18 protein-coding genes and 4 tRNA genes are annotated in these 22,422 nt (G+C 51.6%); 6 read left to right on the top strand and 16 right to left on the bottom strand.

Annotated features, from left to right (window positions below; all coding sequences use genetic code 11):
- Nucleotides 1-96 precede the first annotated feature (96 nt).
- On the top strand, nt 97-1,413 hold the full coding sequence (gene aceA / locus AC27K1_RS03020) for an isocitrate lyase (protein ID WP_395178492.1): 1,317 nt from the start codon (nt 97-99) through the stop codon (nt 1,411-1,413).
- 120 nt (nt 1,414-1,533) lie between these two features.
- Here aceA and AC27K1_RS03015 read toward each other — a convergent pair.
- The 9 genes from AC27K1_RS03015 to AC27K1_RS02975 all read right to left on the bottom strand — a co-directional run bounded on the left by AC27K1_RS03015 (nt 1,534) and on the right by AC27K1_RS02975 (nt 7,140).
- Nucleotides 1,534-1,607, bottom strand: a tRNA-Cys gene (locus AC27K1_RS03015).
- Nucleotides 1,608-1,632: 25 nt separating this feature from the next.
- A tRNA-Leu gene (locus tag AC27K1_RS03010) sits at nt 1,633-1,719 on the bottom strand.
- 83 nt (nt 1,720-1,802) lie between these two features.
- Nucleotides 1,803-1,876: transfer RNA gene (locus AC27K1_RS03005), tRNA-Cys, on the bottom strand.
- Nucleotides 1,877-1,899: 23 nt separating this feature from the next.
- Nucleotides 1,900-1,975: transfer RNA gene (locus AC27K1_RS03000), tRNA-Gly, on the bottom strand.
- A 71-nt stretch (nt 1,976-2,046) separates the two neighbouring features.
- Nucleotides 2,047-2,607, bottom strand: a complete 561-nt coding sequence (pgsA, locus tag AC27K1_RS02995; RefSeq protein WP_487148202.1) for a CDP-diacylglycerol--glycerol-3-phosphate 3-phosphatidyltransferase — start codon at nt 2,605-2,607, stop codon at nt 2,047-2,049.
- Nucleotides 2,608-2,724: 117 nt separating this feature from the next.
- Nucleotides 2,725-4,560, bottom strand: a complete 1,836-nt coding sequence (gene uvrC, locus AC27K1_RS02990) for an excinuclease ABC subunit UvrC (RefSeq protein WP_487148200.1) — start codon at nt 4,558-4,560, stop codon at nt 2,725-2,727.
- Between the two features lie 68 nt (nt 4,561-4,628).
- Entirely contained in the window at nt 4,629-5,279 is a 651-nt protein-coding gene (gene uvrY / locus AC27K1_RS02985; RefSeq protein WP_487148198.1) for a UvrY/SirA/GacA family response regulator transcription factor, read from the bottom strand.
- 185 nt (nt 5,280-5,464) lie between these two features.
- Complete coding sequence (locus tag AC27K1_RS02980) at nt 5,465-6,391, bottom strand: electron transfer flavoprotein subunit alpha/FixB family protein (protein WP_487148196.1); 927 nt, start codon at nt 6,389-6,391, stop codon at nt 5,465-5,467.
- Complete coding sequence (locus AC27K1_RS02975; protein ID WP_487148195.1) at nt 6,391-7,140, bottom strand: electron transfer flavoprotein subunit beta/FixA family protein; 750 nt, start codon at nt 7,138-7,140, stop codon at nt 6,391-6,393. Before AC27K1_RS02975 ends, AC27K1_RS02980 begins: the two co-directional genes overlap by 1 nt.
- Nucleotides 7,141-7,593: 453 nt before the next feature.
- On the opposite strand from AC27K1_RS02975, the gene AC27K1_RS02970 reads away from it, so the two are divergent.
- Nucleotides 7,594-9,249, top strand: coding sequence for an electron transfer flavoprotein-ubiquinone oxidoreductase (locus AC27K1_RS02970; RefSeq protein WP_487148193.1), 1,656 nt, complete (start codon nt 7,594-7,596; stop codon nt 9,247-9,249).
- 50 nt (nt 9,250-9,299) lie between these two features.
- Here AC27K1_RS02970 and AC27K1_RS02965 read toward each other — a convergent pair whose 3' ends face one another.
- On the bottom strand, nt 9,300-9,881 hold the full coding sequence (locus tag AC27K1_RS02965; RefSeq protein WP_487148191.1) for a DUF1285 domain-containing protein: 582 nt from the start codon (nt 9,879-9,881) through the stop codon (nt 9,300-9,302).
- Nucleotides 9,882-10,031: 150 nt separating this feature from the next.
- On the opposite strand from AC27K1_RS02965, the gene AC27K1_RS02960 reads away from it, so the two are divergent.
- Nucleotides 10,032-10,964 carry a YiiX/YebB-like N1pC/P60 family cysteine hydrolase gene (locus AC27K1_RS02960; RefSeq protein ID WP_487148190.1) on the top strand — a complete coding sequence of 311 codons (933 nt, stop codon included), beginning with the start codon at nt 10,032-10,034 and terminating at the stop codon, nt 10,962-10,964.
- A 654-nt stretch (nt 10,965-11,618) separates the two neighbouring features.
- On the opposite strand, the gene AC27K1_RS02955 is transcribed toward AC27K1_RS02960, so the two are convergent.
- Nucleotides 11,619-13,361 carry an SLC13 family permease gene (locus AC27K1_RS02955; RefSeq protein ID WP_487148188.1) on the bottom strand — a complete coding sequence of 581 codons (1,743 nt, stop codon included), beginning with the start codon at nt 13,359-13,361 and terminating at the stop codon, nt 11,619-11,621.
- 72 nt (nt 13,362-13,433) lie between these two features.
- Nucleotides 13,434-14,009, bottom strand: coding sequence for a YfbR-like 5'-deoxynucleotidase (locus AC27K1_RS02950; protein ID WP_487148187.1), 576 nt, complete (start codon nt 14,007-14,009; stop codon nt 13,434-13,436).
- 172 nt (nt 14,010-14,181) lie between these two features.
- Between AC27K1_RS02950 and AC27K1_RS02945 the strand changes: the two genes are divergently transcribed.
- Nucleotides 14,182-15,891, top strand: coding sequence for a ricin-type beta-trefoil lectin domain protein (locus AC27K1_RS02945; protein ID WP_487148185.1), 1,710 nt, complete (start codon nt 14,182-14,184; stop codon nt 15,889-15,891).
- Nucleotides 15,892-16,129: 238 nt separating this feature from the next.
- Nucleotides 16,130-16,450 carry a DUF2288 domain-containing protein gene (locus tag AC27K1_RS02940; RefSeq protein WP_487148184.1) on the top strand — a complete coding sequence of 107 codons (321 nt, stop codon included), beginning with the start codon at nt 16,130-16,132 and terminating at the stop codon, nt 16,448-16,450.
- Nucleotides 16,451-16,678: 228 nt separating this feature from the next.
- Here AC27K1_RS02940 and AC27K1_RS02935 read toward each other — a convergent pair whose 3' ends face one another.
- The 4 genes from AC27K1_RS02935 to AC27K1_RS02920 form a co-directional block, all read right to left on the bottom strand.
- Complete coding sequence (locus AC27K1_RS02935; protein WP_487148183.1) at nt 16,679-17,074, bottom strand: hypothetical protein; 396 nt, start codon at nt 17,072-17,074, stop codon at nt 16,679-16,681.
- Nucleotides 17,075-17,263: 189 nt separating this feature from the next.
- Nucleotides 17,264-18,634, bottom strand: coding sequence for an L-serine ammonia-lyase (locus AC27K1_RS02930; RefSeq protein WP_487148181.1), 1,371 nt, complete (start codon nt 18,632-18,634; stop codon nt 17,264-17,266).
- Between the two features lie 72 nt (nt 18,635-18,706).
- Complete coding sequence (locus AC27K1_RS02925) at nt 18,707-20,164, bottom strand: aminoacyl-histidine dipeptidase (protein ID WP_487148180.1); 1,458 nt, start codon at nt 20,162-20,164, stop codon at nt 18,707-18,709.
- Nucleotides 20,165-20,328: 164 nt separating this feature from the next.
- Complete coding sequence (locus AC27K1_RS02920; protein WP_487148179.1) at nt 20,329-21,132, bottom strand: MOSC domain-containing protein; 804 nt, start codon at nt 21,130-21,132, stop codon at nt 20,329-20,331.
- Nucleotides 21,133-21,323: 191 nt separating this feature from the next.
- On the opposite strand from AC27K1_RS02920, the gene AC27K1_RS02915 reads away from it, so the two are divergent.
- A complete protein-coding gene (locus AC27K1_RS02915) occupies nt 21,324-22,418 on the top strand; it encodes an efflux RND transporter periplasmic adaptor subunit (protein WP_487148178.1) in 1,095 nt (364 codons plus the stop codon).
- Nucleotides 22,419-22,422: the final 4 nt, after the last annotated feature.

Here is a 22,422-nt window from a genome sequence, read left to right as displayed (position 1 = left end):
AAGATAATAACTATAAATTTCCGAAATTTTCTCACACTCCATAGAATTCGTCACGTTCATGTAGCTCACCAATATCAATCACTACAGGAGTAACGCATGACTGCCTATAACCGCCAGGAAGAAATCGCCCGCATTGAGAAGGACTGGGCCGAGAATCCCCGCTGGAAAAACGTCAAGCGTACCTATACCGCGGAAGATGTTGTCCGCCTGCGCGGTTCCGTCAAGATCGAGAACACCATCGCCCGCCAGGGTGCTGAGAAGCTCTGGGATCTGGTTTACGGTGGCCAGGCCAGGAAAGGTTATGTGAACTGCCTTGGCGCCCTGACTGGCGGTCAGGCGGTTCAACAGGTTAAGGCTGGTATTGAAGCCATTTACCTGTCTGGCTGGCAGGTTGCTGCAGATAACAACTCTGCCAGCAGCATGTACCCTGACCAGTCCCTGTATCCGGTGGACTCTGTTCCTGCCGTCATCAAGCGCATCAACAACAGCTTCCGCCGTGCTGACCAGATTCAGTGGAAGAACGGTGTTAACCCGGGTGATGACAACTACACCAACATGTTCGCGCCTATCGTTGCTGACGCCGAAGCCGGTTTCGGTGGCGTTCTGAACGCTTACGAGCTGATGAAGCACATGATCGAAGCCGGTGCCGCCGGTGTTCACTTCGAAGACCAGCTGGCTTCCGTCAAGAAGTGTGGCCACATGGGTGGCAAGGTACTGGTTCCGACCCAGGAAGCGGTTCAGAAACTGATCGCTGCCCGTCTGGCGGCTGACGTTGCCGACGTACCGACCATCGTACTGGCCCGTACCGACGCCAACGCTGCGGACCTGATCACCTCCGACTGCGACGAGTACGATGCGCCCTTCCTGACCGGTGAGCGCACCCCGGAAGGTTTCTTCCGCGTTAAAGCCGGCATTGATCAGGCCATCGCACGTGGTCTGGCCTATGCGCCTTATGCTGACCTGCTCTGGTGTGAAACTGCCACACCGGATCTGGACGAAGCCCGCAAGTTCGCCGAAGCTATCCGCGCCGAGTACCCGGACCAGCTGCTGGCCTACAACTGCTCGCCGAGCTTCAACTGGAAGAAGAACCTGGACGACGCCACCATCGCCAAGTTCCAGCAGGAACTGTCTGACATGGGCTACAAGTACCAGTTCATCACCCTCGCGGGTATCCATAACATGTGGTACAACATGTTCGAACTGGCGCACAACTATGCCCAGGGCGAAGGCATGAAGCACTACGTTGAAATGGTTCAGGAGCCTGAGTTCGCTGCTGCCGAGAAGGGGTACACCTTCGTTGCTCACCAGCAGGAAGTCGGTACGGGTTACTTCGATGATATGACCACTGTTATCCAGGGTGGCCAGTCTTCCGTAACAGCGCTGACCGGTTCTACCGAAGAAGAGCAGTTCTAATACTGAACACTCGCCAAAAGTGAAAAAAGAACGCCGGCAATTACCGGCGTTCTTTTTTTGCAAATGGTTAACTTAAAAAACAGAAATAAAAAAAAGGGAGCCATCTGGCTCCCTTTCTATTGGAGGCGGGCACCGGAGTTGAACCGGCCTAGATGGAGTTGCAGTCCACTGTATAACCGCTCTACCAACCCGCCTTAAAACTTTCAGATACTGTCAATATGGTGCCCGGAGCCGGAATCGAACCGGCACGACCTAACGGTCGAGGGATTTTAAATCCCTTGTGTCTACCAATTTCACCATCCGGGCGTAAATTCATCACCGGAAATCACTTTCCGGACACCACATCATAAATCGTCTTACCGTGCTTCATCAAAGACTTTGATGAAAAATGGAGGCGGGCACCGGAGTCGAACCGGCCTGGATGGAGTTGCAGTCCACTGTATAACCGCTCTACCAACCCGCCTTGAAGGTTTTCTGCATAAAGCGTGGAGCGGGAAACGAGACTCGAACTCGCGACCCCAACCTTGGCAAGGTTGTGCTCTACCAACTGAGCTATTCCCGCGCTGCCCTGCAGAAGACGAGGGCTATTGTATGGACTTATTACAATCTGTCAACCATTTGATAAATAACAGATTATTTAGGACCAAAAGGATCCAGTTCCGGCCAGGCGGCTTTCAGGTATACAACCATAGACCATAACGTGAGAATCGCCGCAACATAGAGCAAAACCATGCCGGACGCCCCCACCAGGCTGTCGGAAAAACCCGGCGCCCAGAGCAACAGGGTGATGGCGAGCATCTGCATCGCAGTTTTCAGTTTGCCGATGAAACTGACGGCGACACTGGTGCGCTTGCCAATCTCCGCCATCCATTCCCGCAAGGCGGAAATCATGATCTCCCGCCCGATGATAATCAGCGCCGGGATGGTCAGCAGCGGACTGTCGAACTTCTCAATCAGGGTGGCCAGCGCCACGGCAACCATCAGCTTGTCCGCCACGGGATCAAGGAACGCCCCAAACGGGGTCGTCTGGTTCAGTCTTCGCGCCAGGTAACCGTCAAACCAGTCAGTTATCGATGCAACCATGAAAATGCTGGCGCTGGCCAGATGCGTCCAGTTATACGGGAGATATATGACCACCACGATGACCGGAATCAGTAGCAAACGGATCAATGTCAAAATATTCGGTATATTCATCGTCTGAAATGAGCCTGAAAATCATCCACTACAGGGAGGCACTCCCGATTTTGGGCGCCAGTGTAACAGTTACCGGGCGTTGATTGGATAAATAATCATACGCAGTACACGATTCTTTTAGCGGTGCAGGTGATCATGGATTTCCTGCGCCAGCGCCTTGCTAATGCCATTGACCTTGCTTAACTCTGCCACTGTCGCCTGCTGAATCGCCTGCAAGCCGCCAAAATATTTCAGCAATGCCGAGCGTCTTTTGGCGCCCACGCCTGGGATATCCTCCAACGTCGACTTTTTACGTCTACCTTCACGACGCTGACGGTGACCGGTAATGGCGAAACGGTGCGCTTCATCCCTGACCTGCTGAACCAGGTGTAATGCCGGGCTGGTGGGTTCCAGCACGTATTCTTTGCCCGTGACACCGTCCAGCAGCGTTTCCATGCCGGGTTTACGGGTCTCCCCTTTTCCAACACCTACGACCGTAATACTGGTCAACTGCAGATTTTCCAGAGATTCCATGGCCTTGCCCAACTGGCCAGCACCGCCGTCAATCAGGATCAGATCAGGCATTTTTCCCTCCCCGGTGAGTAATCGGGCATAACGTCGCTCTACGGCCTGCCCTATTGCTGCATAATCATCGCCGGGAGTTATGTCACGAATATTAAAGCGCCGATAATCCGATTTGACGGCGCCCTGCTGATCAAAGACCACGCAAGAGGCCACTGTCCCTTCACCCATGGTATGGCTGATATCAAAGCATTCGATGCGTTCAGGCACGGCGGGCATTTGCAGCGCCTGCTGTAGCATCAGGAATCGCTGATATATGTTCTTTCGATCTGCCAGCCATACCGCCAGGGCCTGTACTGCATTTTTATCTGCTAACTCCAGCCAGCGCTTCCTGTCACTACGGACTTGATACCGCAGGGATATGGCCTTTCCAGCCACCTCCCGTAATGTCGTTTCCAGCAACTCCTGATCATCCACGGCGCAGGGGATCACGATCTCGGCAGGAAAGTCCCGGGCATCCGCATTCCGGATATAGAAATTCGCCAGGAAACTGAGCAGAGCCGCTTCACGGGTTGTCTCCAACTTAAAATCCGGATGAAACTGCCGGGTGCCAAGCACCCTGCCCTGACGTACAAAAATCACAATGACACAGCATCCCGCCGGCTCCCAGGCGATACCCAGCACATCAGCATCGCCTCGCTGGGCACTGATAGCCTGTCCTTCCTGGGTCTGGCGCAGAAAATTAACCTGATCGCGAAAGACTGCTGCCTGCTCAAACTCCAGCGATTCTGCCGCTTCATCCATTTTGCCAATCAGGTCGAAGATGATTTCCTGGCTTTTTCCTTCCAGGAATCGAACGGAATCCTGGACATCCCGGCCATATTCCTGCTCATCCACCAAATCGACACAAGGCGCCTTACAGCGATTAATCTGGTATTGCAGACAAGGCCGGGTCCGGTTCCTGAAAAAGCTGTCTTCGCATTGCCTGACTTTGAAGATTTTCTGGAGAATACCCAGTGTTTCGCGGGCCGCACCGGCGCTGGGATAAGGTCCAAAGAAACGGCCTTTCTGGTTTTTTCTGCCACGGTGCAGAGCAAGACGGGGAAAACAGTCTTTATTGGACAGGTAGATAAATGGGTAGGATTTATCATCCCGAAGAAGAATGTTATACGGCGGCTTCAGGGTTTTGATCAGGTTCTGCTCAAGAATTAGAGCCTCTGATTCGGTATTGGTCACCACTGTTTCAATGGCCTGAATTCTGGCGACCATCGCCTGTGTCTTGACCGCCAACCCCTGCTTGCGGAAATAACTGGATAACCGTTTTTTCAGATTTTTGGCCTTGCCGACATAAAGCACGTCGGCATTACCATCCAGCATTTTGTAGATGCCCGGTTGTTCCGGCGCATTTTTTAGATAAGTCTGATGATCAAAGGCGTTACTATCTGTCGGCATAACAGGCACATCCGGTCAATTCTACCGAATGGTAACGTGAACGCTGCCACACTGCACTCGCCAACCGGTTATATTGCCATTGTCTGTGTATCAACCAGTGCATGCCGGATGGCCAGATGCGTCAATTCCACATCGCTGTTGATCTCAAGCTTGTCAAAAATCCGGTAGCGATAACTGTTGACGGTTTTCGGGCTGAGACAGAGCTTGTCAGAAATATCCTGTACCTTCTGGCACTGGACAATCATGGTCGCAATCTGAAGTTCGCGCTGGGAGAGTTGTTCAAAGGGATTGTCAGACTTCTTACTGAAGGGTTTCAGCGCCATCTGCTGGGCAATTTCAGGGCTGATATAACGATTTCCCGACACAACTGCCCGAATGGCTGTGACCATCTCATCCAGTCCCGCCCCTTTCGTCAGGTAGCCAGAAGCGCCCGCTTCCAGTAAGCGACTGGGATAAGGATCATCAGAATAAACGGTAACAGCAATGATTTTCGAGGCAGGGCTGCAATGCTGCAGCTTTCGGGTCGCTTCCAGACCGCCAATGCCTGGCATGCGGACATCCATCAAGATCACATCAGGTGTATGCTGACGGCAGAATGCAATGGCCTCCTCGCCCGTCGATACCTCACCGATGACATCAAAATCATCAACATCGGATAGCATCCTTACAATCCCTGTCCGAACCAGATCATGGTCGTCTGCTACAAGAATTGAAACCACTCGCGTACCCCCGATAGACACCCGCTTCCTGCTCTTGTCGTTATTATTGCAGTTGGCATCCCAGCCATTGCAGCGTAAAACCATACTAACAAACACAGGCTGTCATGCAACAGCCCTGATTGTCGAATCCAGAGCAGATAGAGCGGATAAAACAAGGCCCACTTTCGTGGGCCTTTTGGGTTGCCTTAGAGCTTGCCGGCCAGTTCCGGCACGGCATCAAACAGGTCTGCGACCAGGCCGTAGTCTGCCACCTGGAAGATGGGCGCTTCCTCGTCCTTGTTGATGGCAACAATGACTTTGGAGTCCTTCATACCGGCCAGATGCTGGATGGCACCAGAAATACCAACGGCAACATACAGCTGCGGCGCAACGATCTTGCCGGTCTGACCGACCTGCATATCATTAGGTACAAAACCGGCGTCAACTGCTGCACGGGAGGCTCCGACCGCAGCTCCCAGTTTATCTGCGAGGCTGTAGAGAATTTCAAAATTCTCACCGTTACCCATACCACGACCACCGGATACCACGATATCCGCAGCCGTCAGTTCCGGACGATCAGACTTGGCCAGTTCTTCACCAACAAAGGCAGAGTTACCTGCATCATGCGCAGAAGCCAGCGCTTCAATGGAAGCACTGCCACCATTTGCTGCGGCATCGAATCCGGTACCACGCACAGTGATGACCTTGATCGGTGCGCTGGACTGCACGGTTGCAATAGCATTACCGGCATAGATCGGACGCTTGAACGTGTCAGCACTTTCGACAGCCACGATGTCAGAAATCTGATCAACATCCAGCAGTGCAGCCACACGCGGCATGGTGTTCTTGCCAGTAGTAGTGGCAGCGGCCAGTACGTGGGAATAGTTTTTGCCCAGTTCTGCGATCAGCAGGCTGGTGTTTTCAGCCAGCTGGTGCTCATAGGCAGCATTGTCTGCTACCAGAACCTTGGCAACCCCTTCAATCTGAGCGGCACCTTCCGCGGCGCCACCACAGTTGCTGCCGGCGACCAGGACGTGGATATCATCACCGATGGCCCTGGCAGCCGTCACGACGTTATTAGTAGCAGCGTTCAGGGCGCTGTTATTGTGTTCAGCTACGACCAGAATACTCATCAGATCACCTTTGCCTCGTTCTTCAGTTTCTCGACCAGCTCATCCACGCTGCCGACCTTGATACCGGCCTGACGCTCGGCGGGCGGCTCAACTTTCAGTGTGGTGATGGTGGAAGCCACCTCAACGCCTAGTTCTGCCGGGGTTTTGACATCCAACGGCTTACGCTTGGCTTTCATGATGTTGGGTAGTGAAGCGTAACGGGGTTCGTTCAGACGCAGGTCGGTGGTGACAACGGCCGGCAGGTTCAGTGCAACCGTCTGCAGACCACCGTCGATTTCACGGGTGACCACAGCCTTGCCGTCTTCAACTTTAACTTCAGACGCGAAAGTCCCCTGTGGCAGGCCAGCCAGTGCAGCCAGCATTTGCCCCGTCTGGTTGTTGTCGCTGTCGATGGACTGCTTACCAAGCACGATCAGGTCGGGCTTTTCTTCATCGACAATCGCCTTGAGCAGCTTGGCGACAGACAGAGAATCCAGTTTTTCTTCGGTTTGCACTTGAATGCCGCGATCAGCACCCAGCGCCAGCGCTGTGCGGATCTGCTCCTGACACTCTTTGGGTCCCATGGAAACAACGACAATCTCGGAAGCCACGCCCTTCTCTTTCAGGCGAACCGCTTCTTCAACCGCGATTTCACAGAACGGGTTGATGGCCATTTTCACGTTGGTCAGATCCACATCACTGTGATCTGGCTTCACGCGTACCTTGACGTTGTAGTCTATGACTCTTTTTACCGCTACAAGAACCTTCATGAGCTCCTCGTACATTGTCCGTTCAGTTTTTTATCCAGCAGACTGTACAACTCTGAAACTGTCCAGACTGTTGGCGTCCAGGAGGCGATGCATCGGTCGTTATATAAGGTTTGTTATGTGAGCATCCCGTATCTCGTGCCGGGCTATCTTGACCGCTGGCCGCAACCGGGTCAAGGAAAGCCGGTGAGTCGTTGCACTCTACCCTTAAAGACAGGCAGTAACCCTGACTATCAACAATAATGGCATCACCCGGGCATTACCCGTGGTAGTGACTATCCGCAGGATGATTACGGTAGACCACTGTTCATTTGCGCGAAGCCAAGTATAATGCGAACAAAAATTCAAACAAGCGTTTGAGGCAACGAAGACGCATTTTTACCAAAAGCCGTGAGTTTGCCGGTCCAGGGGGATGCCAACCCCGTGTCCGGTTAGCCGTAGCAGCAGGAGAGTGTCATGGAACGCGAATCCATGGAGTTCGATGTCGTCATCATCGGGGCCGGTCCGTCCGGTTTGTCCGCAGCCTGCCGCCTGATGCAGCTGGCCCAGGCGTCGGAACAGGAACTGACCGTCTGTGTGGTTGAGAAAGGTTCAGAAGTTGGCGCGCATATATTGTCGGGTGCGGTCTTCGAACCCCGGGCCATGAATGAATTGTTCCCGGACTGGAAAGAGCGTGGTGCGCCACTCAACACCCCGGTCAAGGGTGATGATATCTACTACCTGAAAGATCAGGACAACGCTAAAAAAATCCCCGCCTTCCTGACGCATAAGACCATGCATAATGAAGGCAACTACATCATCAGTTTGGGGAATGTCTGCCGCTGGCTGGGGGAGCAGGCAGAAGGACTAGGCGCAGAAATCTTCCCGGGATTTGCCGCCCAGGAAATCATTGTTGAAGACGGTGTTGTTAAAGGCATCATCACTGGTGACATGGGGGTTTCCGCCACCGGTGAACAGAAAGAAGGCTATATGCCGGGCATGGAGCTGCGTGCCAAGTATACTATCTTTGCCGAAGGTTGCCGTGGTCATTTAGGCAAGCAGCTGATCAGCCAGTTCAAGCTGGATGAAGGCAAGGATCCGCAGCATTATGGTATTGGTATCAAAGAGTTGTGGGACATTCCTGCTGACAAACACCAACAGGGACTTGTCGTTCATACCGCAGGCTGGCCGTTAAGTGAAAGCGGCTCCATGGGGGGGGGATTCCTCTATCACCTGGAAAACAACCAGGTGGTTGTAGGCCTGATTACCGACCTTAACTACAGCAATCCTCATCTCAGCCCGTTTGATGAATTCCAGCGTTACAAGCACAGCCCGGTTGTGAAGCAATTCCTGGAAGGCGGAAAACGTGTTTCCTATGGTGCACGCGCAATTGCCAAAGGGGGGCTGCAATCACTACCGAAAATGACTTTTCCCGGCGGCCTGCTGGTGGGCTGTGATGCCGGCACCCTGAATTACGCCAAGATCAAGGGCTCTCATACTGCCATGAAGAGCGGCATGATCGCAGCGGAAACTGTTTTCGAAACGCTCAAGTCAGGTGATGAAGGCGGCAGTGAACTGGGCGCCTTTACCCAGGCTTTTGAAAGCTCCTGGGTTTATGAAGAACTTCACGCCCAGCGTAACTTTGGCCCGCTGGTGCACAAGCATGGCGCTTTGCTTGGTGGTGGTTTGTCGTGGGTGGATATCAATATCTTCAACGGTAAATTGCCTTACACCCTGCACGACAAGTCTGCGGATTATGCCCAGCTTAAGCCGGCGGCCGACTGTCCGAAATTGAACTATCCCAAGCCGGATGGCAAGCTGAGCTTTGACAAGCTAAGTTCCGTTTTCCTCTCCAACACCAACCACGAGGAAGATCAACCTTGCCATCTGCGCTTGACGGATGCCGATCTTCCTATACGCGACAACTTGCCGAAATTCGATGAGCCGGCCCAGCGTTACTGCCCTGCCGGGGTTTATGAAGTCGTGGCAGATGAAGTGTCTGGTGAGAAACGGTTCGTTATCAACGCCCAGAACTGTGTGCACTGCAAGACCTGTGACATCAAGGATCCTGCACAGAATATCAACTGGGTAGCACCGGAAGGCACAGGCGGCCCCAACTATCCCAACATGTAAAATAATGGGGCGAATGTTTCGCCCCTTTTTCTTGCTCTTTTCTTACCCTTTCAAGGCGATGGAACTGGTGCGATTTTGTAGAAATTCCTGCCACTCCAGATGCCATACCAATCGTTACCTTCCATTGGCTGAATATCAGCCATTTCAACGAGCTGGTAAAAAATATTCCGATGCACCAAGGCTTCGAGCCTATCTCGAACCAGGATATAAGGAGAAGGTTCAGCGGACGCTGGATCAAGATCGACTCGAAACGGATGCTCACTATCCAACCGTACGGAGTCACCCACATTAGTCGTGAACGTCAGCACCTGATCCTGCCCCTCCCCTTCCGCATCGACGGCAATGGCAACAAACGGCGCATCTTCCACCTGTATCCTGACTTTCTCGACCGGTGTTACCAGGTAATAACAGTCGTCATCATCATGCCGCATAATGGTTGAAAACAGCCGTACCATTGAAGCCCGCCCGATCGGACTACCCATATAATGCCAACTGCCATCACGGCGTATGACCATATCCATATCGCCACAGAATGGCGGGTTCCAGGTATGCACTGGCGGCAGCCCGGCTTCTGTTCTTATTTTATCCAGGTTACTTAGCAGAGAATCCCGGGTTTGATGCTGATCTGTCACACGACCTCCAGGCAATACCGCCATAGTTCTGACACATAGGGAACCCTTGTCCACTAAGTATAAGGTTCGCCACGGCTGAATCCAGCGGAGTGCTAATCTCACCAGTAAAGGGATCCAATAATTCGATCAGGCAGTAGCAGAAAGACAATAATGAATCCTTTCAGTGTTATCGTTCACTGGCTAGAAAAATGGCTGGCCCAACCCACCTCACCGGCGCGGGGCGCCACGCTGTGTGATTTCGACCGTATTCGCTACGAACTGAAACCTGCGGACGTCCTGCTCATTGAAGGACGATCCCGCGTGGCAGGCGTCATCAAGCAAATCACGCAAAGCAACTGGTCCCATGCCGCCCTCTATATCGGCAAACTGCATGATATTGAAGATAAGAGACTGAGAGACTACGTCAGTAAAAGCTATCACGGTGACAGTGACGATCAATTACTGATCGAGAGTGAGCTGGGGCTTGGCACGGTGATTCGAGCGTTGCAGGTATATGAAGGTGAACACGTTCGCATCTGTCGACCTAACGGGATGAGCTATCGCGATGGCCAGCAGGTGCTGCATTATGCGGTTAGCCGCCTGGGGCAGGAATACGACATTCGCCAAATCCTTGATTTATTGCGTTTTCTGCTGCCTTACAGCTTTATTCCCGGTCGCTGGAGATCCTCACTGTTCAGCCACATGCCTGGACAGGCGACCAAAACCGTTTGTTCAACCATGATTGCTGAAGCCTTCAGTTTTATTCATTTTCCCATCCTGCCCCTGGTGAAGCGGAATGGCGACAAAGGCGTGCAGCTGTTTCAACGCAATCCCAAGCTCTGTACGCCTCGGGATTTCGATTACTCCCCCTATTTCACCATCATCAAATACCCCTTCCTGGACTTCAGCCAACACTCGTCTGACTGCCGACTGTTACCTTGGAATGGTGACAGTACGCTGGAAGGCCAGGAAGCAGACCTCTACATGACGGCGGGTCAAATTCGCGATCTCAAACGTTTTAAAGACAAGTTGTCAGCCGACGCACCTGCATCAGGCCCCCGGCAAACGCCTCCCAAAGAAAAGCCCGACGACACCGCAACCTAGGGTTTCACGACCGTCAAATAATTTACCTTAATAATCATTTATTTCATTTTTATGCGTTTTTTGTCTAATTCTTGGCTGGAAGATGTCAAAATATCGTTAATACTTACAGTGCTGATGAGGTTGATGTCCCCCTACAACCTTGTCAGCTAGGTCAGCAATGACCTTGGTACTTGGATTGTGTACCTATGTTTCACTCCTAATGGTCTTAGCCCGCGATACTTCCCCCAGTACGCGGGTTTTTTTTGCCTCCGAAAAAGCTAACCTTTTCTCGATTTATCCGTCAATTATCGATATCAGCCACATTCATTAAGACAAGTTTTTTTCGCATATGATGCTATATAACCTCCTGAAACCTTGACCATACTTGACCTTCATATAACGAATACGTATCGCAAGCACGTGTAAAAAGTCATGCATAAATCGCTACCTGATTAGCACCATTGTTCAGTTCTTTTGCGAGACTTCCATTTACCACGCGGGATAGATGGCGCATAAGTATCTTCGCGCTGACACCTGAAAATGGAATCAGCTGCTCTTATCGCCAGCATGCCAAGGCTTTCAAAGCATTTGCTTCTGCAGTGGCTGATGAATGGAGGTAATCAGGAATCGCTATAAATATTAGCCAGTTAATCAAGATGTTGTATGACGGAATATCTAGAAAAGATAAAACCATGAAATCATTGAAATAGAAACGCAGGCATAAACCAACATGACCGGGAAGCCGGCACGCAGATAATCGGTTAATTGATAGTTACCCGCGCTGTAAATCATAAGGTTGGTTTGATAACCAACTGGCGTGAGAAAGCTGCAGCTGGCAGCAAAGGCAATGGTCATAATAAAGGCACCGGGATCGATCCCTAATACCTGGGCCAGCCCCAAGGCAAGAGGAAATGACAAGGCTGCCGCAACATTATTGGTGACGACCTCAGTCAATACCATGGTTAAAATAAACAGCCCAGTCATCACTACCCAAGGCTGAAAGCCCTGCAAATAAATCGCGGCATTTTGTGCGATGGCATGGACGGTGCCGTCATTAGTAAAGACCTGGGCAATACCCAGGGCAGAACCAATAACAGTAATCAGTTCAAACGGGATGCGATTTCGCAGTTCTTCCAGACGCGTGTAATCAGCCAGAAGATAGACAATAAATACACCGATCAGCCCTTCCAGCAAGGGAAACAAGCCCATAATGGAACCCGCCAGGGCAAACAGAAACAGCGAAATACTGATCACGCTGCTACGCGTATCCAGACTGCCACTGGCTACATGCTCTCGTAGAACATGAAAATCTGTTGTTTCTTCACTAAGCGCCCTGAAATCCTCGCCCGTGGCCAACAACAACCGGTCTCCTACCTGAAGGCGGACATTGGACAATTTTCCGGTTAATTCCTGATTTCCCCGGCTCAGGGCTACAACGGCAGCATCATAGCGTATGCGAAGTCCCAGGTTACGGACAAACTTGCGCGCCAGGTCAGAACCTGAGGCAATGACCACCTCGGTCAAATTACCGACCGGGATTCTCTCTTCTTCGGTAAGCAAGGCCAGACCGGAAAATCGATCCAGTTCGGCAATAAAATTCGGATCACCATTAAAGATCAGAATATCGTTGGCACGTATACGACGATTGGGACGAACAGGAGTAATCAATCGGCCTTCGCGCCAGATTTCGACGAGGAAGATACTTTCCAGATCCCGAAAACCATTTTCCTTGATACTTTTACCAACCAGCGGAGAGCCTTCTTCAACCCGCGCTTCCATCAGGAACTTGTTATACGATTCACTGGATTGGGTACTATCCGGCAAAATGTACTGGCCGGTTGCGATCAGCACGAAGAGTACCGCCATCACAACCGGTGCACCAATCTTGAAGAAATCACCAAATTCAAGCGGTTCAAGACCTGCGCTAACCACAAAACTATTAATAATGAGATTGGTCGATGTACCAATCAACGTCAGCATTCCGCCGGCAATAGCGCTATAAGAAAGAGGAATCAGCAGCTTTGAAGCCGCATGCTGCTTTTGGCCTGCCACCTTACCCATGAATGCAGCAACAATGGCGGTATTGTTTAGCATGGAGGATAAAAACGCCGTCATGGTACACAGACGCAGTAACGCCGTACGGTAACCGCAATCCAGTGCGTGACGAGTGGCCATCTCAATAAAACGGTTTTTTTCAAGAACAATGGAAACCAGTAATAACAAAACCAGCGTCATCAGTACAGGGTTCACAAAATTGGTCAATGCATCTTCTACGCCCAACTGGCCGGTAAACAGAAAATAAAGCAACGCCATCGCAAAAATCTGACCCGCACGCCACAGGTTGCTGATTAATGCTGCCAGTACGAGCACCAGGACTGAGCCATTAATCCATGGCATAAGCTGGGAATAGGTTTCCATTAACCGTCAACCGTCCATGGTTTCACATTGCTTATTTAGATTACTTTAGCAGCGAGTCACAATTCAGGTGATTTATTGAAAGGCATCAACAAAATCAATCATGGTGGGGTTACCGTTTAACAACTCATTCAGCAAGCCATCGGCCGCCTGCCAATTCAGCTCTGGGTATTGTGCCATGGAATCTTTGACTAGCTGGCTGAAGGTTTTCTGGCGCTCCTGAAAAATATGCTGGCTGACGCCGCCCTTTCCTTCACTGCGAATGAATTTCATCGCCTCCATGATATCCGCCAGTTTGGCAATTCGCTTTAAACGGTCAGGCAGATGATGCTTAAACCGCTTGTATTCAGGGCAGAGGGATTCTTCTATTTTTTCGATGGGGCTGTCGCCCTTGGGGAAGGAAGCTTCAAGTCGACGCTTAAGCGGTGTTGCCAAATCACCGGTCAATGTCTCCGGCATATCATGCCACAGGCAGAACTGGACCAGCGCCAGCTTTTCTTCAGGCGAAATATCGGGATAAACCACATCAGTGAGCGAACAGGCGTACATTGTGACCAGGAAAGAATGCTCGGCAATCGAGGGATAACGGTGACAGGGAACGGAATGCCAGCGAGTCACATCAGCGCTTCGTGCAATATCGTATATATTCATAAATCCCCCGGAAGCAAGTTGAAATCAGATTAATAAATGTTCACTTGTTCTCAATTGCCGTTAAATCAACAGACTGCCTATTCCTATGTCCAGTATAAGTCTTGTATCGTTTGCCGCTTGTCACTATTCTGAGCCAGCCAAAAGAATAATGAATTTTAATAGGCCACACCTTATGACAAGACTATTTCAGATCTTTCTGCTGTTCTGCTTTAGCAGTACAGCCATTGCAGAAAGTTATGTTTACCTCACCAACAATACCTATGAAACCCTGCAGATAGAAACCCATGTGCGGGGCGATACTACGCTGGTCGCCGGTGAACATTATGAACAGCTCGCCGATGAAGTACCGCCACTGGCTACCCGGCGGGTACTGCGAATGAACCGGGATAAAGGCATCAAAAACGGCAAGACGTATTTTCTGGACACCCTGGTTTCCGGCACCCAAAACCAGGTGACCCTCCAGCAGAAGCTGACAGGCACCCTGAGCTTCAGCAAGATGTGGCTGAGCGCTGCCAGTGAAACCGGAGATTTACCATGGTTTTATGACCGGGAGATACATCAGCAGGCCGTATCGTTTGATGGCATACAAAGTACCCTGGCCTTCCGTTCCCAGAAAGCCCGCACATCAGGGGATGACCTTTACTATGTAATCCATAATGAGCGTCAGCAACCCACAGTCCAAAGCAGCGATAAACTCAAAGTTCTCTCCTACAACACCTGGATTCTCTTGCCGGGTCTGATTGCCAGGAAATCCGCTGAGCGCCTGGACGCCATGCTGGATGTCGTCAGCGGTTATGACGTGATTGTTTTCCAGGAGTTATTTGATAATACCCTGCGCCAAAATTTCATTAACCGACTGGATGAAGAGTACCCTTATTTCACCCGCATCGTTGATGAAACCGGAAAAATGGAAGACGGCGGTATCTTTATCGCCAGTCGCTGGCCGATTGAGGAAGAAGACCAGACGGTATACGACCGCTGCATCAATGATGGTTGCCTGGCAGCCAAAGGCGCTGTCTATGCAAAGGTCAACAAAATGGGTAATAGCTATCACGTCTTTGGCACCCATACCCATGCCTATACCGGTGCAGAGGATATTGCTGTCAGGGCTGAACACCTTCAGCAACTCCGGCACTTTATTGACGGGCAGGCGATCCCTGCGACAGAGCCCGTTCTTATAGCCGGCGATCTCAACGTAGACAAACTCAATTTTCCTGGCGAATACAATCAGATGCTGGCTATTCTTGATGCCTCCGAACCCCGGGCAACAGGCGCCTACCCCTACAGCTATGACGGCCACGTAAACAAATGGGCTTCAGAGTACCGGGAGTATCTGGATTATGTGCTGTACAGCAACCGTCATCTCCAGCCGGTGACCAGCACCAATGCACTGCTCACCCCGCGAAGTATTGATGCGAGCCTCTGGGGCGACTGGGATCTTTCCGACCACTTCCCGGTGGAAGGCGACTTTACGTTCCCTCTTCCGGCCAAAGATCCCGTTGAAAGCGATGGCTACCGTGCGATCACCATGAACAACCTCTGCCTGGACGGAAACAGCGTGATCAATCTGGCCCATACTACCCTGGAAGCCTGTGACGGCACCGACAGCCAGTACTGGCAGTTCACCGCAGAAGGCAGTATCAGGAACCGGGAAAACCCGAATCGCTGCCTTGACGGCATGGGCGTTCTGAATGGTACCCGCCTGATCGTCTGGGATTGCCATGGAGGCGACAACCAGCGCTGGATCAAGGATGGCACATTTATCCGCAGCGTTAAAAACCACAAAAAGGTGATTGATGCCTACCGCACGTCCAACGGAGGCGGTGTTGGTATCTGGGATTACCATGGTGGCGATAACCAGCAATGGCATTGGCAGCAATAAGGCGTGTCTGCTTGAGTGTGGTCCCAAAAGACATACTCTAAATCAGCCAGAAAGGGCTAGACCATTAGGAGTGAAACATAGGTACAAAATCCAGGTACCAAGGTCATTGCTGACCTGGTGTCAGGCCAGACTGAATCGTATGGATAGGGATGCTATACGATTCAGTCTGTTCAGTACTGCTGTTACGCGAAATAATTCGGTAACATTTACCGTCAACAGTCTTCATCGCGGAGTCAGCATGTACGAAGAAACCCCTTCTGATATTGACCCTAAAGCATTGATTAATCAGGAAACAGCTAAAATCGGCTGGCATGATCTGCAACGTTTTTTCGCCAGCGGGAAAACGCTGCATGTCCATCAAGGGCTGGATCTTGTCGATGCTGCCGTGGCAATGCATCAGGATGAAAAGTCAAAGATTGAGTACTGGATGAGCAATGGCATGCTGGACAGTGTCAGCGATGAAGAAGCCCGCACCTGGTTTGAGCAGGATAGGCTTGTGTGGGCAGTGGTGATTGCCCCCTGGGTACTGGTGCAACCCACAAATGAGAGTATCAAGTAACAGATAGTGAAAACGCTGGCGGTCATATCCAATGGATAAACCGCCAGCGCTCACGCAACAGGAAGACAGAACTCTGACAATTCAATAAACAGTATGAAATGCCTGTCACAAGAAAGCGGCTAAACCACTCTCTCGGATAAGATATTCAGTATCAGGAATACACCGGAAGTTACACCTTGTATAGACTTGAATAACCCTCTGTCCCTGCAGTTAACGGGTAGGATACGATCAGCTGGCAGCAGCTTCTTCTTGCTTCTGCTCGGCTTGCGCCTTTTCCAGTTCCAGCGTCAGGCTCTGCACCTGCTGTTGAAGCTGCTTCTGCTTGCTTTTGAGCGTGTTGTTTTCAGCGGTCAGGACACGGTTTTGTTCCTGAAGACGCTTCACCTGCTTTTTCATGCGATCAGGGTTCTGGGCACGCAGGTTTTTGATTTCACCATCCAGATTCTTGGCCTGCACTGAAAATTTCATGACTTTCTTTTCAGCAGCTTCCAGCTGGGATTTCAGGCCTTGTACTTCCTTATTATGAGAGGTGGTAATTTCCAGTAACGCTTCCAGTCTACGTTGCTCGACGAGCGCTTGTTCTTCTGAAATGATAGGATTTCCTCCTGCGGTGGATGTTTCCATTGAAAATACCTCAACCTCGTGACGATCAGGCAGTGTTTTTGACTGTCTATCTATTGATTCAATATGACGTTTGTAAGTCAGTTTGGAAGAAACTGAATACAGGGAAACTGTCAGAGCGCGGCATTATACACTTTTTCATCGCATGGCAAGTAGTTTATTTGAACATATTTTATATGGATTTATCGAAACTCAACAGAGAATGACGTTAGCAGCCAGGCCCCCTAACGCGGTTTCCTTATACTTGCTCTGCATGTCCTTGCCGGTCTGGTGCATGGTTTCTATGACTTCATCGAGTGTTACACGATGAGAACCGTCTCCTCGCAACGCCAGCCGGGCGGCATTGATGGCTTTGACAGCCCCCATGGTGTTTCGCTCGATACAGGGAATCTGTACCAGGCCTGCGATGGGATCACAGGTCATTCCCAGGTTATGTTCCATACCAATTTCTGCGGCATTCTCAATCTGCTCTACGCTGCCACCAAGTACTGCAGTCAAGCCGGCAGCGGCCATTGAGCAGGCAACGCCAATTTCCCCCTGACAACCGACTTCAGCGGCAGAAATAGAGGCATTTTTTTTGTAGAGCATACCAATGGCCGCAGCAGTCAACATGAAATCAAACAGTCCCTGCTCATCCGCCCCATCAATGAAGCGCATGTAATAGGCAATAACAGCGGGAATAACACCGGCTGCGCCATTCGTCGGGGCTGTAACCACCCGACCTCCGGCAGCGTTTTCTTCATTAACCGCAAGGGCAAACAGATTGACCCAGTCAATCGCCAGCAAGGGATCAGTGACATCCGGGGTCGCACTCATCAATTCCTGGTATAACCCCGAAGCACGGCGTCTTACATCCAACCCGCCAGGTAGAAGCCCATCTGAACGACAGCCCCGCTCAATGCAGTCGTCCATAACCTGCCAGAGCTTCCGCAAGCCTTGTTTAACGCGGCCTGTGTCTCCACTCAGAACCGTTTCATTAGTCATGATCAATTGCGCGACAGTCAGGTTATGATTGCGGCACAGTGTTAAAAGTTCTTCAGCCGATTCAAAGGGATACGGAACACTCTTGACACCCAGTGGCTGCACATTATCTGCCACTTGGATTTCGTCAGCTGAGACGATAAAACCGCCGCCTACTGAAAACCAGGTCTGCTGCGCGACAGTGATTCCCTGTTTGTTAAATGCCAGCAGACGTAAGCCATTCGGGTGTTCTGGAAGGGGGGTATTGTTAAAAATGATATCGGTGTCTTTCTTGAATGGGATCGGATCTTGAGCGGGCAGTGTCAAGCGATTGTTCTTACAAATAGCAAGATAACGTTCGGGGGCGGTGTCAGGATCAATGGTTTCCGGCATTTCACCGAGAAGACCCAGCACCACAGCCTGATCGGTGGCATGTCCCACACCTGTTAATGCCAACGCGCCGTAAAGTTCAACCCGAATTCTCGCAACATCCTGCAGTGGAACCGTTCGAACAAATTGGCAGGCAGCCTTCATAGGGCCAACGGTATGGGAACTGGAAGGCCCTATACCGATCTTGAATAAATCAAACACACTGAGGGTCATAGGGTGTCCTGCATACCGGGTTTTATGATTGTTGGCCACCTTCCCTGGCGGCAGCTTCAAACGTCAGCGATATCAGGCAGCTTCCGGCACAGCAGCCAGTGCTGCCTGTAACCACTGCCAGAAACGACCCACACTCTCAATGTGAACCTTCTCATCAGGCGAGTGAGGGAACACGATGGTTGGGCCAATGGATACCATATCCCATGAAGGATAGGTCGCGCCCAGAATGCCGCACTCCAGTCCAGCATGGATAACCTTCACTTCCGGTGCTTTACCGAACAGCGTCTCATGGGTCTGTTTCATGGTTACCAGCATGGCAGAGGAAACATCAGGCTGCCACCCCGGGAACATGCCCACCATACGCGCTTCGGCACCCGCGAGCTTAAACAGTCCGCATAGGCGATGCCCCATGCTCTCAGTAGCGCTGTCAATCAGGCTGCGTGCAAAACAGGTCGCATGGATCTTGCCTTCCGAGATGGTCACAATGGCTAGGTTGTTAGAGGTCTCAACCACGCCAGGCACACTGTCGCTCATCCGGTCAACACCGTGTGGGCAGGCATCCAGGGCATCAAGCCAGGTAGCCTGATCTTTTTCAGCCATGATGTGAACCTGGGCGTCGGCTTCTTCAGCCAGCATGACGAGGTCAGGCTCTACCGCCTGCAGTTCATTGCCAAAGATTGCTGCAACTTTGTCAAACAACGCATCGAATGCGGCGACATGCGCTGATGGGATGGCAACCGTAGCAAAACATTCACGAGGAATGGCATTACTGAGATTACCGCCTTCAAAGGTGGCAATGCGTACGCCCAGCGTTTGCATCTGCTTGAGCATACGGATCATCAGTTTGCTGGCATTGCCACGCTGCAAATGGATATCACAGCCGGAATGACCGCCTTTCAAACCCTTGATGGTGAGTTTGCGCCACTGCTGATCCGCACCCGCAGTTTCTTCGGTGTAAGTGGCATCGGCCAGAACATCAACGCCGCCGGCACAACCCACGTAAACCTCGCCCTCTTCTTCAGTATCAAGGTTAATCAGGATTTTACCCTTCAGCACATCTGGCTTGAGGGCTTCTGCACCGACCATGGAGCGCTCTTCATCAATGGTGAACAGTGCTTCGATCGGACCATGAGCGATATCAGTGGCCTGCAGAACTGCCAGAGTGGCGGCGATACCCATGCCATTGTCTGCACCCAGCGTGGTGCCGGCGGCAGTCACCCATTCACCATCCACATAGGCCTTGATGGGATCACGGCTGAAGTCATGATCAGTATCAGCATTCTTCTGAGGCACCATATCCAGGTGGCCCTGGAGGATGACACCGGCACGGTTTTCCATACCCGCGGTAGCGGGTTTCCTGATAATCAGGTTGCCGACTTCATCTACATAACTCTCGAGACCCAGACGCTCAGCAAATGAAACAATGTGGTCCCGTACTTGTTCTTCCTGACCGGATGGACGTGGAATCTGGCACAGATCGCTAAAATGTTCCCAGATTCTGGTGGGTTCTAAGTGTTTGATATCAGACACAATCCATTCCTGTTTTATGACTACGATTATGGCCTTGGACTGTTATATCAATCCGACGCGATGAATGGCGTAGGTATCTTCCCGTATTCGCAATGATTGATGTCAGTAAACCCCAATGTTTCAGGATGTGATTGATCTGTTAAAGCAAGATATATGATTGTATATTATTTATATTTTATAATATCGACCGGCATGCCTTGCTCCATCCGCCCTTGCCCGTGATGGATGAGGTTCTGACCAAACATAATGCCTTTATCCTGCCGCCGGTATGACGCCAGTGTCCTTAACGGCTCGCCGGTTTTCACACCCGTCTGACTATCAACTGTTGTCATAACACAGCGGCTACAGGGTTTGGCCACACTGAACGCAATGTCGCCAATGCGTATCCTGTCCCACCGGTCTTCTTCGTAGGGATCACATCCCCGGATAACAATATTGGGTCTAAAGCGGTGCATTGGTACAGGCGTTTCAAGTCGCGAATTCAAATCATCCAGCGACGCCTCTGAAATCAACAGGAAAGGAAAGCCGTCAGCAAAAGAAACCTGGTCGCCTACTTCGGCATAGTCCCTGTCCACTTGGCGAAGGAAGTTATCCGGCATCCAGGCCAGTCGACATTCAACCCCGAGATATCGGCTGAACCAGTCATCGGCTTCCTTACCGGCCCACAGCGCCTGGCAGGTGTCCTTCCATACCTGCACTTTCAAGGGAGCCGCTTCACTCTCACGTGGAAACGGAACAGCAAGCGACGCCATACCTTCAGCAGAGAGCAGGATACCCGCTCCCTGCTCCTCAACCGTCACCAGAACCAGCCGTGGAAACTGTCGCTGGGTGATAAATTTTCCATCACGGTCGACCACCATCCAGCGGCGATCGCCACTGAACCCAAAGGCGTCTATCATCCGCTCTGTCACAACGCGCTGTCGGCAGGACTTGACGGGGTACACCGCCAGTTCTGAGACTGTAATCATGCATTTGCTCACTTACTGATCCACTTGGATTTAAACCGGCGCCGCCTTTCCTGACCATCAAGTCAACGTAACGTTTCCCCGACAAAACAGCCTGCGGTATAGTTAGCCGCACTCAGAGCCGCCATCATGCCGCGGCGTCTGCAAAAAAACAAAAACACCATCAATAAAAACAGGGATTCAGGGGACTCAGAATGCTTAAGCGATGGCTGCTCACCGGTGTAGTGCTGACCCTTCTGTTTGGCTCACTGGGTGGCTACAAGCTGCTTGAAAAGCACATGACAGCGCAAATTTTCGCCTCCTTCACGCCACCTCCAGTCACCATATCCGCCGAAACTGTCCGGCAGGAAACCTGGCAGCCCCGCCTGGCGACCATCGGCAGTCTCACGGCAATACAGGGAGTCGAGCTCAAAAACGAAGTCAAAGGCATTGTTCGGGAGGTCACGTTTCAATCCGGTGAAACGATTTCTGCAGGACAACCACTCTTGCAACTGGATGACCAGACGGAACAGGCCAACCTGAAGAGTTACAGGGCCCGCCTGAAGCTGGCCCAACTGACCTACGACCGCGATCGCGCCCTGATCGAGAAACGCGCCATCTCCCAGACCCAGTTTGACCAGAGCGCCGCCACACTGGACGAAGCCCGGGCTGCCGTCGCCCAGACTGAAGCCCAGCTACGCAAAAAACGAATCACGGCGCCCTTCAGCGGCACTATCGGCATTCGCCGGGCCGAGCCGGGGGATTACCTGAGCGAAGGCGACAAAATCGCCACCCTGCAGGATCTATCCCGCCTTTACATCGACTTCAGCCTGCCGGAGCAGGCCGTTCCTGACCTGTTCAAAGGCCAGGGCATCCGATTCAAGGTCCCGGCCCACGGTGACCAGTGGTTTACCGGCACCATTGATGCCATCAATGCCAAGGTGGACAGTGATACCCGTTACATTGATGTCCGCGGCATCGTTGATAACAGTGATACCCAGCTGTTACCCGGAATGTTTGCCGATATCGACATTATTCTTGCCGAACAGGTCCCCGTCATCACCGTCCCTGAAACGGCCGTTACCTATACCCTCTATGGTGATTCCGTCTATGCCATCCATCGTCAGGACAATGAGGATGAAACGGAAACACTGACCGTCAAACGAACCTTTGTGCGTACCGGCGAACGCCAGCAAGGCCGTGTCGCCATTACGGAAGGCCTTGACGGTACTGAACAGGTCGTCACATCCGGCCAGCTGAAGCTGGATAACGGCACCCGCGTTGTCATTAACAACAATGTGCAACTCTGAGGGC

It is taken from the genome of Kistimonas ophiarachnellae, assembly GCF_057552235.1.
This window is presented reverse-complemented; position numbering and strand designations above follow the sequence as displayed.